This window comes from Chryseobacterium culicis (genome assembly GCF_900108365.1).
Lineage (GTDB): Bacteria > Bacteroidota > Bacteroidia > Flavobacteriales > Weeksellaceae > Chryseobacterium > Chryseobacterium culicis.
The window spans coordinates 272,449-284,976 of the sequence record NZ_FNWQ01000005.1 but is presented as its reverse complement, the minus strand read 5'-3'; the positions used below and the strand labels follow the sequence as shown (position 1 = coordinate 284,976).

The 12,528-nt window shown below is 37.7% G+C and carries 11 protein-coding genes and 14 tRNA genes; all 25 read left to right on the top strand.

The features are described from left to right. The first annotated feature begins 332 nt into the window (after nt 1–332). The 25 genes from BLW74_RS18075 to BLW74_RS17965 all read left to right on the top strand — a co-directional run bounded on the left by BLW74_RS18075 (nt 333) and on the right by BLW74_RS17965 (nt 12,471). The gene (locus BLW74_RS18075; protein ID WP_167358462.1) at nt 333–989 is read left to right on the top strand and encodes a hypothetical protein; all 657 of its coding nucleotides are present in this window, start codon (nt 333–335) and stop codon (nt 987–989) included. Further along, the gene (locus BLW74_RS18070; protein ID WP_167358461.1) at nt 982–1,557 is read left to right on the top strand and encodes a DUF4919 domain-containing protein; all 576 of its coding nucleotides are present in this window, start codon (nt 982–984) and stop codon (nt 1,555–1,557) included. Before BLW74_RS18075 ends, BLW74_RS18070 begins: the two co-directional genes overlap by 8 nt. A 12-nt stretch (nt 1,558–1,569) precedes the next feature. Next, on the top strand, nt 1,570–2,703 hold the full coding sequence (locus tag BLW74_RS18065; RefSeq protein ID WP_089694655.1) for an AAA family ATPase: 1,134 nt from the start codon (nt 1,570–1,572) through the stop codon (nt 2,701–2,703). Further along, complete coding sequence (locus BLW74_RS18060) at nt 2,676–3,419, top strand: hypothetical protein (RefSeq protein WP_089694652.1); 744 nt, start codon at nt 2,676–2,678, stop codon at nt 3,417–3,419. The genes BLW74_RS18065 and BLW74_RS18060 overlap by 28 nt, the downstream gene beginning before the upstream one ends. Beyond that, the gene (locus BLW74_RS18055) at nt 3,410–5,788 is read left to right on the top strand and encodes a hypothetical protein (protein ID WP_089694650.1); all 2,379 of its coding nucleotides are present in this window, start codon (nt 3,410–3,412) and stop codon (nt 5,786–5,788) included. Before BLW74_RS18060 ends, BLW74_RS18055 begins: the two co-directional genes overlap by 10 nt. Next, nucleotides 5,778–7,472, top strand: coding sequence for a hypothetical protein (locus BLW74_RS18050; protein ID WP_089694648.1), 1,695 nt, complete (start codon nt 5,778–5,780; stop codon nt 7,470–7,472). The genes BLW74_RS18055 and BLW74_RS18050 overlap by 11 nt, the downstream gene beginning before the upstream one ends. Continuing rightward, nucleotides 7,459–8,487 (top strand): soluble NSF attachment family protein, encoded by a 1,029-nt coding sequence (locus BLW74_RS18045; RefSeq protein WP_228424957.1) that lies wholly within the window; start codon nt 7,459–7,461, stop codon nt 8,485–8,487. Before BLW74_RS18050 ends, BLW74_RS18045 begins: the two co-directional genes overlap by 14 nt. Nucleotides 8,488–8,908: 421 nt before the next feature. Next, a complete protein-coding gene (locus tag BLW74_RS18040; RefSeq protein WP_164723331.1) occupies nt 8,909–9,037 on the top strand; it encodes a penicillin-binding protein in 129 nt (42 codons plus the stop codon). Between the two features lie 387 nt (nt 9,038–9,424). Beyond that, entirely contained in the window at nt 9,425–9,550 is a 126-nt protein-coding gene (locus tag BLW74_RS22810) for a hypothetical protein (protein WP_262487324.1), read from the top strand. Nucleotides 9,551–9,701: 151 nt separating this feature from the next. Next, nucleotides 9,702–9,775 (top strand) — tRNA-Ile (locus BLW74_RS18030). 74 nt (nt 9,776–9,849) lie between these two features. Continuing rightward, a tRNA-Lys gene (locus tag BLW74_RS18025) sits at nt 9,850–9,923 on the top strand. A gap of 7 nt (nt 9,924–9,930) precedes the next feature. Next, nucleotides 9,931–10,004: transfer RNA gene (locus BLW74_RS18020), tRNA-Arg, on the top strand. Nucleotides 10,005–10,074: 70 nt separating this feature from the next. Next, nucleotides 10,075–10,146: transfer RNA gene (locus BLW74_RS22535), tRNA-Pro, on the top strand. A gap of 6 nt (nt 10,147–10,152) precedes the next feature. Continuing rightward, a tRNA-Glu gene (locus tag BLW74_RS18015) sits at nt 10,153–10,227 on the top strand. Nucleotides 10,228–10,229: 2 nt separating this feature from the next. Further along, nucleotides 10,230–10,303 (top strand) — tRNA-Ile (locus BLW74_RS18010). A 4-nt stretch (nt 10,304–10,307) separates the two neighbouring features. Then, nucleotides 10,308–10,381 (top strand) — tRNA-Asn (locus BLW74_RS18005). A gap of 220 nt (nt 10,382–10,601) precedes the next feature. Further along, a tRNA-Cys gene (locus tag BLW74_RS22530) sits at nt 10,602–10,683 on the top strand. A gap of 204 nt (nt 10,684–10,887) precedes the next feature. Next, nucleotides 10,888–10,974 (top strand) — tRNA-Tyr (locus BLW74_RS18000). A gap of 77 nt (nt 10,975–11,051) precedes the next feature. Further along, nucleotides 11,052–11,123, top strand: a tRNA-Glu gene (locus BLW74_RS17995). A gap of 42 nt (nt 11,124–11,165) precedes the next feature. Then, complete coding sequence (locus BLW74_RS17990; protein WP_089694643.1) at nt 11,166–11,363, top strand: hypothetical protein; 198 nt, start codon at nt 11,166–11,168, stop codon at nt 11,361–11,363. Nucleotides 11,364–11,473: 110 nt separating this feature from the next. Further along, a tRNA-Leu gene (locus tag BLW74_RS17985) sits at nt 11,474–11,549 on the top strand. Between the two features lie 69 nt (nt 11,550–11,618). Further along, nucleotides 11,619–11,691: transfer RNA gene (locus BLW74_RS17980), tRNA-Phe, on the top strand. A gap of 69 nt (nt 11,692–11,760) precedes the next feature. Beyond that, nucleotides 11,761–11,831, top strand: a tRNA-Gln gene (locus tag BLW74_RS17975). A gap of 8 nt (nt 11,832–11,839) precedes the next feature. Then, nucleotides 11,840–11,910 (top strand) — tRNA-Trp (locus BLW74_RS17970). 75 nt (nt 11,911–11,985) lie between these two features. Beyond that, nucleotides 11,986–12,471, top strand: a complete 486-nt coding sequence (locus BLW74_RS17965; protein WP_089694641.1) for a ribonuclease H-like YkuK family protein — start codon at nt 11,986–11,988, stop codon at nt 12,469–12,471. Nucleotides 12,472–12,528: the final 57 nt, after the last annotated feature.

Here is a 12,528-nt window from a genome sequence, read left to right as displayed (position 1 = left end):
GACGAAGCAATCTTTTATTCAAATAATTAAAGGAGTTTAGCAACGCAAGGGCGCAAAATTTTTATAGTTACAGTGTAATTATAATAAGGACGCAAAGATTTTATCTCTGATAAAATTTTACAATGCTAATACTATTTGTAAATGAGCCCTTAAGAGGTAGCCCTGCTGAGAATCTTTAATGCTCTGGCGCCTTAAAAAAACAGCATAATGCATATCATCTTTGCGCCTTTGCGTTTTCCAACCTTATAATTACCATAAAGAACCCACATTTAACACGAATCTTCTCTACAAAAATTTTATTGTCAACGAAATAATTTTATTTTTGTTAGATCATGGAAACCAAGTCACCGTTTTTAGACACGATCTTTTTGCTTCGGAAGGAAGAATGTATTACTCTTTTTTCAAGTTTACAGCAAATTTCCGCTCAGGAAGAGACGGAAGCAGCAGATTATTTTGAAGCAGAATTCGAAAAAGAAAGGCTTGAGTTTTTGTCTGATCAGCTAAACTGCAGTAAAGAATCAGCCGTATGGGCAGCAAAAGTGCTCTATCGCAGTGCACAACTCTATCTTATCAGAGAAAATACAGAAAAAAATATTGAAGATCTTATTCCTGAATTCAAAGGAGAACGCAACATTTCTTCCATCTTATCCGCAGACTTATCATTAAGGTTTTTACCACAGATAATAGTTGCCCTGAATAGTGCAGATCCTGAAGATCCACTGATTGCCATGCTGGAAAGTATCCTGAGACAATTTCACTATTCCGGAGTAGGATACGATCTTGATCTTAAAAACGTAAATTGGAAGGAAGAACTGAAAGACAATACGTACCGGAAACTCTATCTGGAAAGAATTGTTGAAAAAAGAGATTATCAACTCGCGGAAATTCCGTTTATCAATAAGCTGCTGACAGCCGAATTCGGAATGCATAAAGACACATTTTGGCGAGAACTAAAAACTATAACCGAAGATAACCATGAAAATGTATGAGAAAGTATTTGAATTTTTAACCGATCCTACCAAAGAAACTTTTCTGAAATGCCGCGAACTGGTGATCAATGATCCGGAATATGATCCCTATTCTGAAGATCTTGAAAACATGCAGGATTTATTGAATGAAGGGAAATTTGAAGAGGTTATATTATATAAGAATGTCAATATTCTGCTGAGTCCCAGAGCACATATTTATAAATATTTTGCGTACAAAGAATTGGGTGATGAAAAAGGAAGAAATATTGAAATGACAATAGCACAGTTTATTTTTGAATGTCTTGTAAAGACCGGTGAAGGAACCCAAGATGCTCCCTATATGATCACCAGGATTTCTGATGAAAGAGATATAGTAAGACAGCATCTCAATAAAAAAGATGTCTCACAAAACCTGATCAGGGACGGAGATAAAATAATGGATGTACTCACAATGGATGACGGAACACAATTGTACTTTGATATCAAAGTGCCTTACCAGAGACTCGCTTTTTCATTCAGCAAAAGAAATGAACAGGCCGAAAATAAAGAAGAAGAGAAACACCGCAAGAAAAAATGGTGGAAATTTTAATTTTTTTAATCAATGAACCAGAATATAAATCAGCTTAATACAGCTCTTAACTACGTAAAAGATACTTTTGTTGGTAAAAATGATGTGGTAGACCTGTTGGGAATATGCCTTTTGGCAAGAGAAAATGCCTTTCTATACGGACCTCCGGGAACTGCAAAATCAGCAATTGTCAGAACACTGGCAAAAACAGTGAAAGACGGAAAGAATTTCGAGTATTTATTAACCCGTTTTACAGAACCGAACGAGATTTTCGGTCCCTTTGATATCAGAAAGCTGAAAGAAGGTGAACTTTTGACCAATACCGAAGGAATGATGCCTGAAGCTTCCATGGTTTTCCTGGATGAAATCTTCAATGCGAATTCTGCTATTTTGAATTCACTTTTAACGGCCCTCAACGAAAAAATATTTAAAAGAGGAAAAGAAACAAAACACCTTCCTGCGTTAATGTTTGTAGGCGCAAGTAACGTTCTTCCTGAAGATGAGGCTCTGAACGCGCTTTTTGACCGTTTTCTGGTAAGAATTAATGTAGACTATGTTAATCCTGAGCTCTTACAGCAGGTTCTCCTGGCCGGAAGAAAGCTTGAAAATGAAGAAGAAACGGAAATTCCGGAAATTCATGCGGATGAAATCAGACAATTACAAAGCCTGTGCAGAACCATAGATCTTAAACCCATTTATGAAGTCTATCTCAATACCATTATGAGTCTGAGAAACACCGGAATTGCCATTTCAGACCGAAGAGCCGTTAAACTTCAGAATCTTATAGCGGCAAGCGCCCTGATCTGCGGAAGAAAAGAAGCCGTACTTTCTGACCTGTGGGTTTTAAAGCATATCTGGGATACAGAAGAGCAGATTGAAATTCTCGAAGGAATTATCAACAGAATCATTGAAAAAGATGATCATCCTGATTCCCATCCGCAGGCCATGCATAACAAAACTCCCAACCCGGAAGAAGTAATGAAAGATGTAAAGATTCTTGTAGAAAAATGGAATGGGGGATCATTAAGTTTTGAAGAACAGAACGTTATAAAAGATAAACTGAGATATCTGCAGACCCGTTGCGAGTGGATCAGAAATACCGAACAGAAGCAGTACATCCAGCAGGAAATTGAAAGCTTATGGCAGAAGATTCTTCAAAGCGTTTAAGAGAATTCTGGGCGGAAATTCCCCATGCTGATGAAGATTTTCTGGGCTCTGTCAGAGACTGGAAGAATATTCTGATGGCCGTAGATGATGATACAATTTGGCTGAAAGGCTTTACAGATGAACAGGCTGCCTCCTCAGAAATACAGCAGCTGCCGGATTGTATTTTATATGAACTTCGGGATGGACTGTTATTCAAAAGAGATGCTCTGGTTCCCAGTAAAAAAATGAGAACAGCATTGCTTTGGATACCTATAGATAAAGCATTGCAGCTAAGTCTTCCGCCTTCTAATCAAAATTATTTTGGAATTCATGAGCAGGTTCATATAAAACTAAAGGAAAGCAATGACGAACAGCCGGTAATTGCTCTGCTCAGCAATATCGAAGAGATTAGAGAAAGTATTGCCGCACTTCCTAAATTTAAACTCGAAAAAATAAAATGGACTTTGCTGGGAAATCAGGCTCTATTCTTAGGAATTCCCCTGCTTAGTCTTCCCGGAAAAACCTATTGGGCGAAAGACAGACATTTACTGCCCGCCGGTCTGGATTTTGAATTTAAAAACGTTAGCAAACTGCTGCAGCAGAAATATAATAAAGTGCAGGACGGATGGCTTGTATGGGATGAAAATGGAAACTTTCTTTCAATTAAAGAGACCGATTTCCGTCCGTTATCCGTAAGCTCATTCCGTCTTACCGAAAAATCAAGAGAATGGAATTAAATGATTATTTCCAGTCCTACGAAAATTACTTTTGGGAATGGAAAACAGATGAAGATGTTCCCGGGGATTCCGGTTATCATGATAACAATCTCCTCTCGGTGCCGGGAGTGGGAGCGATTGCTTACAGACCTTATGTAATGGAGATTCTGAACCATCTTCAGCCCGTGGGATGGCCTCCGTTCGGAGCACTGCTGATGGTTTTATATGCAATGCAGGATGGTTATACGGATTTTGCCGGCCCATTGAGACGTACCGTTGAGTTTTATAGTGGAGAAGATTTTGAATTCAATGCTGAAAAAGAAATTGAATTCCTGGAAAAAATAAAATCACTTCCTAAAGTGTATAAACAAAGGCAGAACAGGATTGTACTGCTTCAGACTATTTTTGGAAACGGACATAACAGGTTATCTCCCGGTCTTTCTGATGGTTTCTTAAGATTTTACTATAAAAGACCGCAGGAACTTGCTTCCAGTGCTGAAAAACTGGATAATGGCTCCTCTGCTTTAAACAAAGATTTATGCGCTTTGAATCTGAATGAAAAATTTCCAACTGTAGAAGCTCTCATTGATGCCATGAAAGGCCTGATTCATGAGCCCGAGCTGGAAGATGAAGTGGTAGAAGAAGAAACTACAGCAGATAACGGTAAAGATTTTATTAAAGAGCTGATTGAAGAACCAAAAACCTTTCAGGTAGGAAGCCTGATTAAAAGAATCTGGAGCGGACTGAAAATTCCGATGCGTCATCTTTCTCCCGGAGAGCAGCCCATCGGAGGGATTTCTGATATGGCCAACAAAGGCGATTTTCACAGGATGCTTCTCTCAGAATTTGCCAATGAAGAGGACGTTTTCATGAATCGTGTAGCCAATAATGAAGCGCTTTATATTCAGAGAGAAATTCCACCGGAAGAAAACATTTTTGAAAGAATTATCCTGATTGATACTTCCCTAAGAAACTGGGGAACGCCAAAAGTATTAGCCTATGCCTCTGCAATAGCAGTCATCAAACATCCAAAAGCCCATTCCGAATGTAAAGTTTTTGCCTTAGGACAGGCGGAAATTCCGATTTCGCTCAATAAAGTAGAAGAAGTAGTGGAGAATCTTAATCAGGTAAGTCCGGTTCTGGAAGTTTCGGAAGCTCTGGAGAAATTTTTTAACGGACACCATTCGGAAAAAGATATTGAAGTTTTCTTTATTACCCATCAGGATAATATGGCTGATGAAAAAATTCAGCGGGTTGTCCATCAGAACAGAGATCAGCTGAAATTTTTAGTGACTACAGCTTCAGATGGTGAAATTAACTTTTATAAACACCACAAGGGAGTAAGAAAGCACATTCAGAAAATAAAACTCCCGTTACAGGAGCTTTGGGCTAATCCGCCCCAGCAAAAACAATCCCTTCATAACTTCAATGGAAAGAAAACAGATCTTCCCCAAAATTATCCTATTTTATTTCCAACACCGGTTAATAAGATTGCTAAGTTTTTATACGAAGGAGAATTTTTCATCCTGAGTTCAAAAAAACAACTGCTGAAAACGTATCTCTCTGATAATTATTATGACAGGCATTCTTACGATTATTATAAAACCCATCACGGCTGTGAAGTGTTGTTTGATAAAATTTCGATAAAACCAAAAGGACAGTTCGCCCTCGCGAAAAACAGACAGCAGCATTTTATTCTGTGTCAGTATCAGCCTGATCAGAAACTTCTCTCGAAGATTAATCTCAATACCGGAGAATATTCTGACCAGAATCTTACAGGAATGCATATTCCGGAATCTTACAGGCTGATTTATTTCGGGCGGAACTTCTATCTGCATGAAAAGTATAATCCTACCCATTACAGAATCAATATGGAAGGAAATATTTCCGTAGAGCCTGTTACCGTAAAAGAGAAAGAGTTTGAAAAAAATAATTTTAAAGCAGAGGCTGAAGTCGACAAGCTGAAAGAAAGCGGATTGAGAGTAATAAGTAATTTCCACAAAATAGGAATCAACCAATACGGAAATCTGGTGGTTTCCGGAAATGAATTATACAGTGCATCGGAAAATACGCTGAATTTTTCCAGAAATAAATATGATATCAGAATTTTTGCAGAACAGAATAAAAATAAATTTACATTCCCCGACGGCAGTGAAATCATAACCGATTCACGGGGAATGCTGACCTTCCGAAGCAGTAACAAAAGCATCGAAGAATTCTTCATTCCGTCTACACTGGGTGGTTTTCTCTCGCTGGCTACCTACACGGAATTCGGAGGATCAGAATATTATCTTCCCGAACATGCCCTGCTGAAGGTAAGAACAATGGATGATATGTGCGACAGGTTTTTAAAACCTTTTATAGAACAGATTTTGGATTATGGAGCTTAGAATAAAACCCTTCCCGAAAAATAATTATCCCAAAAAGGGCCTTTTAATCAGAGGTTCCTCGCCTGTAATATGGCTTCAGGAGATGGAGACACTTGGGATTGATTTGAGTGAGGTAAATTCTTTTGCTGTTCCGGCAGACACCCCCAATGTGCTGTATGGTTGTTTTCTTATTTTTAATGACAATATTCCACATGAAATAGGACGGAATGCATATTTTCAAAAGGTAGATGACAGGCTTTTTATTCCTGAAAATACAACTTTTTATCCCCGGATAATCCCTGAAGACTGGGCACAGCTTGACTGTCGCTTTTTGATCATGCATCCCGAATTCGGATTGGTGAAACTCTCCGAAGAAATCGACTGGTTCTCATTAATTCAACAGCCCGGTACAATAAATGAAATCATCAGAAAACCACTGAACGGAGTTTCAATCCCTCAAAAAATAGAAAGCTATACGGTAGAAATAGAGGACGAAAAAGTAATGGAGGCATTACAGCCAAAGCCTACCGAAGAAGAATGGATGAACAGCCTGCCGTTTGACCTTAAAAAAGTAATGGCAGGGAATAAAAAAGAAATAGAAAAATATTTAAAATACATTGAAAAATATCCTGAAAGAGCTGTAGAACTGGGAGTTTCCCTTGATGTAATGGGAACTTCCAGAGGTGACGGTTTTGCTAAATTTACCTGGCTGGAAGGTTTATTTGGCGGAGGCTCTGCAGGCAAAACCGAAAGTGCCGGAACAAGAAATTTCCGAAGAGTATTCTGGGCTTTGATTATTGCGGCTATTGTGCTGAGGATTGCATTACCTTCAAAAAATAATGCTGAGCAGGAAGAAAACACTGCATCTTCAGGAACTGTTGTAAACAATGCGGTAAAAGCACCTTCTGATATGATTGCCTTCCAGTCCGGAACTTCGGAAATTGATCTGAAGATAGATTCAATGTACCACCAGCAGAGAACAGGATTATCCAAAGAGCTTATTCATGCAGGGATCATAGAATCCAAAACGAAAGAAGACAAAGAAAACTATAAAAAAGCAGGAGGAAGAGACGTCAGTGAAATAGGAAGTGATATTGAAAAGCTTGTTAATAAAGAAAAGCTGAGCAGAGATTCTCTCAAAACCATTTATACCAAAAAAATTACAAAACACATCGAAGAAAATACAGAAAAGCTAAAGCGTAAAATTTCAGACTCTCTGAAACAGTACACGAAAGGAAAACCTGTAAACGGAGATGTGGTCAAATTTCTGCTAAACAAAAGAAAAGCCCTAATGGCTGATTCCCTGGGGAAACTTTACGGTACACTGGATATGATGGATCCTTCTTCTGCATCTATTGATAAAGCAAAAGTGAAAGCAATAGCTCCGGAAGGAAGTCCGCTGGAAAGAAAGACCCCGGTCTCAGATATTATCTACATGGTAATTCTGATGATTGCCGGAGTGGGACTGTTTTCTTTTCTGTTTAAAAATAAATCATTAAACCTTGGCGGAGATCATGTTCCGGTATGGGTAAAGTTTATTTTAATAGTCATCCTTATAGCCATGCTGGTATATCTGTTTTATCCGCTCGTGAGAATGTTTGGGTACAACTGGTTTGTATGGGTTCTGGTGATTTGTGTATTATTACTCCTTTACCGTCTTTTCAGAGAAGATAAAACCATTTTAAATTCGGATGATGATGAATAGACAGAAGTTTACAGACAAATTTATGGCAGCTTTTGTGCTGCTGGCCATGTTTAAAGTTGTCGGAATTGTAGCCCAGCTATTCCATGAAAGTTTCTGGAGTGTAATCGGGACATTGATTATTTTCTTAATTGTAGCTTTTATCATCCTGCTTGTGATCACCTCTCTGAAAGATAAAGAGCAGAACAACAGAAATTCAGCCGGAAGAAAAGGGAGCGGAAGCAGCAGCTTTTATCTTGAAAGCTCTCTTTTTGACCGGATCCGAAGCAAATATGAAGAGCTTGCCGAAAAATATATTTCCGAAAATGACTATAAAAAAGCAGCAAGAGTCTATATGAACCTTCTGCAGGACAACTACAGAGGTGCCAAAACACTGGAAAACGGAGGATTCTACAATGAAGCTGCGGTGGTATATCTTAAAAAGCTGAACAATAAATCTGATGCTGCAGCCTGCTATGAAAAAGCAAAGCAGCATAAAAAAGCCATTGATCTTTACAAAGAAATGGAGCAGAAGGAAAAAGTAGGAGATCTCTATAAAGAAATCAATGATCTTAAAAATGCCCATCACTATTACCAGATGGTAGCAGATGATTATACAGGAAATAATCAGATGGTAAAAGCCTCCTTAATCTACCGTAAAAAAATGGAAAACACGGAAGAAGCCCAGAAAGTGCTGTTGAAAGGATGGGAAGAAGATAAAGATGCCTTCAACTGCCTAAATAATTATTTTGCCAATATCTTTGACACTAAAAAACTGGAATCAGAAATTCTGAATTTATATGAAAAAACTCCGGCCTATAAAAAGATCACTTATCTGGAGGCGATGAAGTATGAATTCAAGAAAGATCCGAAGTTATATGCCGTAACAAGGAATATAGCGTATGAAATCATTGCCGAAAAAGTGCATACACGTTCTGAAATTGTTAATGAGCTTAAACATTTTAATCCTGATGACGACGTAATTCTGAAAGACATCTCAAGATTCAAAACAGGAAGAAACAAGATGTTCAGAAATTAAAATAAAAAGTTCAGAAGAAGAACAGTTATCAGGAAAAAATAGAACATTCTTTTCATCAATCCATGTTAATTGATTCTCCTTGGCTCCCTAACAATAAGAAACTCCTGAAATTAAAATTTTGCGTTTAAGATAACAGAGTAATTCTCTTTTGTTGGAAAATTGCAAAGATGACGGTCCTATAAATTTAGTGTATAATTGTAAGACACTAAAAAATCACAGATTTCCAGCAGTGATAACTTATTAATTATGGAATTATTCAGACCAATATTAGCGGTATTAAATTTTATCGGAGATAAAATCCTCGCGCCTTAAAACATATTTTTTTAATAATGTTTTGCATCTCTGCGTATCCAAAACCACCCCAAAATTGTGAAAATGATAAAATAATATCAAAAAAGATTTATCTTTGCGCCAGAAAATTATGACAATACAAAGAGCACATATCAATGCAGAACTATTCGGAAGTCCTTCTGATAAAGGATTATTCGGGTATGATGAGGTGATATGGAATGAGGCGAAATGTGCTGACTTTGGAAATTATTTACTGTAAACTTGTAAAAAATTAATCAAAATACAACAGAAACGTCTCGAAAAATCGAGGCGTTTTTTGTTTTTTAGGTCAGAAATTATTTAGAATGAAAAAAAATAACCATAAACATGAAAATTTTTTAATCAACAATGAAACTTTAATACGATAAAATAGAGTGATTAGCAACCCGGTGAGAGACAGTCATTTAGGTAATTGAAATATCTGCAGTGTATTGCGGACAGAAATTCTCTACTCTAAATTCAACATATAATCATCTGATTATCAATATTTTAATTTGAAAATTTATTTGCAGGTTTAAAAAAATCATATTTACTTTGCAACCGAAAATTGAAAGCAACAGGTTTTCAGGATTCAATTAAAAATAATTTAGAAACAAACAAAAATAAAATGAAACAGTTACACAACATATTCAATCAATATTCAAGACTATTCGGACAGGAGCCGACAGGGGTTGCATGTATTCTTGAAAGTGGAATTGTGGATAAAAGGTGCTTATATACGTGGGTCAGCTAATGATCTCTTACGTTTAAATAGATGAAGCGCCTCCCGAAAAGAGGCGCTTTTTTTATGGTTTTCTTTAGCTTATTGCGCCGGTCTGAGGTACCGGAGAACAGGGTTCGAAGTGCAAAGCATTCGTGAACATACTGAAGATACCAAAATATAAAATCTCATAGCTCAAATGGTTAGAGCACCGACCTGATACGTCGAAGGTTGAAGGTTCGATTCCTTCTGGGATTACAAAAATGTGAATTGTGAAATTAAAAATTGACAAGCGAAGCGAATTGATTATTAACGATTCACAAGATTAAAACAATCTCATAGCTCAAATGGTTAGAGCACCGGTCTTTTAAACCGGGGGTTGAAAGTTCAAATCTTTCTGGGATTACAAAAACGGTTCCGTAGCTCAACTGGATAGAGCATGGGGTTTCTAAACCCAGAGTTAGAGGTTCAAGTCCTATTGGAATCAACAAAAAAGGTTCATGGAAACTTTCCGATCCGGCTGTCTCCCGGAAAAGAAACAGAAGTGAACCCCAAAGCTGGAAAGATAACGGTGGTTGTTTACCCGTCTTGGACGCGGGAGGTCGCAAGTTCGAATCTTGCTTTCCAGACAATTTGTTCCATTAGCATAGTGGTAAGTGCATTCGGCTTTCTACCGAAAGACAAGGGTTCGATCCCCTTATGGAATACCAATGATTTCGTAGCTCAAGTGGTTAGAGTGTCGGTCTGATACACCGAAGGTTGAAGGTTCGAGTCCTTCCGGAATTACAATGATTTTGTAGCTCAAATGGTTAGAGCACCGGTCTGTTAAACCGGAAGTTGAAAGTTCGAATCTTTCCGGAATCGCAGGTAACTAATTGTTAATTATTCAGGAGAAAATGTAAAAGTTTGTCGAGCGCAGAAGTTCTTTACGCCAAACGAAAAATACAGACAGGCTTTTTCTTCTCTCCGGTTGAATTATCAATTTAAAACACATCATTTATAAATTTTTAGGTAAAAATAAAGTCTGTCAAGCGCAGAAGTTCTTACATCAAACAAATTGAGACACACTTTATTTTTTTGATCTGATGGTTCGCCGAAGTGGAAGAGTCGGGACGGTCTGCAAAACCGTTGTGTAAACTGAGTGGGTTTGAATCCCATAGCCATCTCAATGTAAAAACTATAGGAGATACAAGAATCTTTTATCAATGATCTTTTATCATCTATAGCAAACAATATCCTTTATTAATAAAAGAAAAAGGCTGTCGAGCGCAGAAGATCTTTAGTTAAACATTCAATATAAAGACAGACCTTTTCTTTTTTTGAAAGGAAAAAAATGAGGAATTATATATTACTCATTGCTCATAAAATTTGGAAGTACGCCGAAGTTGGAGAGTCGGGGCAGACTGTAAATCTGTTGCTTCATAGCTGAGTAGGTTCGAATCCTACTACTTCCACCAACCGCTGATAATGTAATGGCAGCATGCAGGAAATGTACTCTTGTTGTTCAGGTTCGATTCCTGGTCAGTGGCTTAATGCTCTATTCGTCTAACGGTGAGGACGCCTGCCTTTCGAGCAGAAAATAAGGGTTCGATTCCCTTATAGAGTACTGGATGTGAATAGCTGGCCAATATTAAATGAATATAATACCATGAAAGTTCAGATTTTAAAAAATTGGCCAGTTACCATTCACAAAAAAAAAGAAGAAAAGAGAAAAAGGACTGTCGGGAGCAGAAGATCTTTCATCAATAAAAACAGACAGCCTTTTACTTTTTTAGATACAATTCAATTAGGAAATGAGAAAGGTTTGTCAGGCGCAGAAGATCTTTACAAACACGAACAGGCATAGTTTATCAATAGACAGAGCTTTCTCAAACCTAATGATAATATGAGTAAAAAGTGATAAGTAGTGATGAAAATAGAAAATATTACTCATTACCAATCACTCATAAAAAACCTGCGGGAATGGTGGAATGGCAGACACTCTTGATTTAGGATCAAGCTTTTGGGGGTTCGAGTCCCTCTTCCCGTACCAAAAATATAAACGACAGGAGATCAATGGTTGCTGGGCAATTTATCAACTATCATTGATCAATTATAATATGGAAGAGTGGTGTAGAAGGTCTGCACGTTAGTCTGAAAAACTGAAGGTACAGGTTCAATTCCTGTCTGTTCCACAAATATGAATGACCAATGATTGCTGAGCACTTTATCAATCATCATTTATCAATTATCTATTATAAAACTGATTCATAGTGTAATGGCAGCACACAAGATTTTGATTCTTGGAGTTTAGGTTCGAGTCCTAATGAATTAACAACATTTATTCTGATGGTGTAATGGCAGCATCTCAGTCTCCAAAACTGATGGCATCGGTTCGAGTCCGGTTCGGAGTGCAATAGAAAATGAGTGACAGGTTGTCATTCATCAATTATCAACAATCAATTATAATTTTAAAACATGTAGAAAAAATGGAAACGCAACAACAAACATGGCAGAATATGAATGGAAAAATTTTCCAACATTCTATCACAGAGCTGGTAGAACAAGCCATCATTCGCGAACAGGCTAACGGACACCGTCTGAAAGTATGTGTGGGGTCAGACTCCCACGTATACGGAGAGGCAATCAGCTATGCTACGGCAGTAGTATTCATTCGTGAAGGAAAAGGAGCGTTTACCTTTATCAGAAAAGAAAGAGAAATACAGAGTATCAGTATCAAGGAGCGAATGCTGAATGAGGTCAACAAATCTGTTGAAATTGCATACGCGATCTGCTCTGTGCTGGATGCTTATGGTGTGGAAATGGAGGTACACGCAGACATTAATACCGACCCGGATTTTAAATCCAATGCAGCATTAAAAGATGCCATGGGATACATTCTGGGAATGGGATATGTGTTCAAGGCAAAGCCTTATGCTTTCGCAAGTTCCAACTGTGCTGATATGATGGTGTAATAAAGCTGGAAGAGGGATGTAAGAAGATGGAAGCTTAAAGAAATATAAAAAATTAAG

Coding starts and splice junctions, on each gene's coding strand:
- BLW74_RS17990 (WP_089694643.1), top strand. CDS start 11,166: ATGAAAGTTCAGATTTTAAAAAATTGGCCAGTTACCATTCACAAAAAA.
- BLW74_RS17965 (WP_089694641.1), top strand. CDS start 11,986: ATGGAAACGCAACAACAAACATGGCAGAATATGAATGGAAAAATTTTC.
- BLW74_RS18040 (WP_164723331.1), top strand. CDS start 8,909: ATGACAATACAAAGAGCACATATCAATGCAGAACTATTCGGAAGTCCT.
- BLW74_RS18075 (WP_167358462.1), top strand. CDS start 333: ATGGAAACCAAGTCACCGTTTTTAGACACGATCTTTTTGCTTCGGAAG.
- BLW74_RS18045 (WP_228424957.1), top strand. CDS start 7,459: ATGATGATGAATAGACAGAAGTTTACAGACAAATTTATGGCAGCTTTT.
- BLW74_RS22810 (WP_262487324.1), top strand. CDS start 9,425: ATGAAACAGTTACACAACATATTCAATCAATATTCAAGACTATTCGGA.
- BLW74_RS18055 (WP_089694650.1), top strand. CDS start 3,410: ATGGAATTAAATGATTATTTCCAGTCCTACGAAAATTACTTTTGGGAA.
- BLW74_RS18060 (WP_089694652.1), top strand. CDS start 2,676: ATGGCAGAAGATTCTTCAAAGCGTTTAAGAGAATTCTGGGCGGAAATT.
- BLW74_RS18065 (WP_089694655.1), top strand. CDS start 1,570: ATGAACCAGAATATAAATCAGCTTAATACAGCTCTTAACTACGTAAAA.
- BLW74_RS18070 (WP_167358461.1), top strand. CDS start 982: ATGTATGAGAAAGTATTTGAATTTTTAACCGATCCTACCAAAGAAACT.
- BLW74_RS18050 (WP_089694648.1), top strand. CDS start 5,778: ATGGAGCTTAGAATAAAACCCTTCCCGAAAAATAATTATCCCAAAAAG.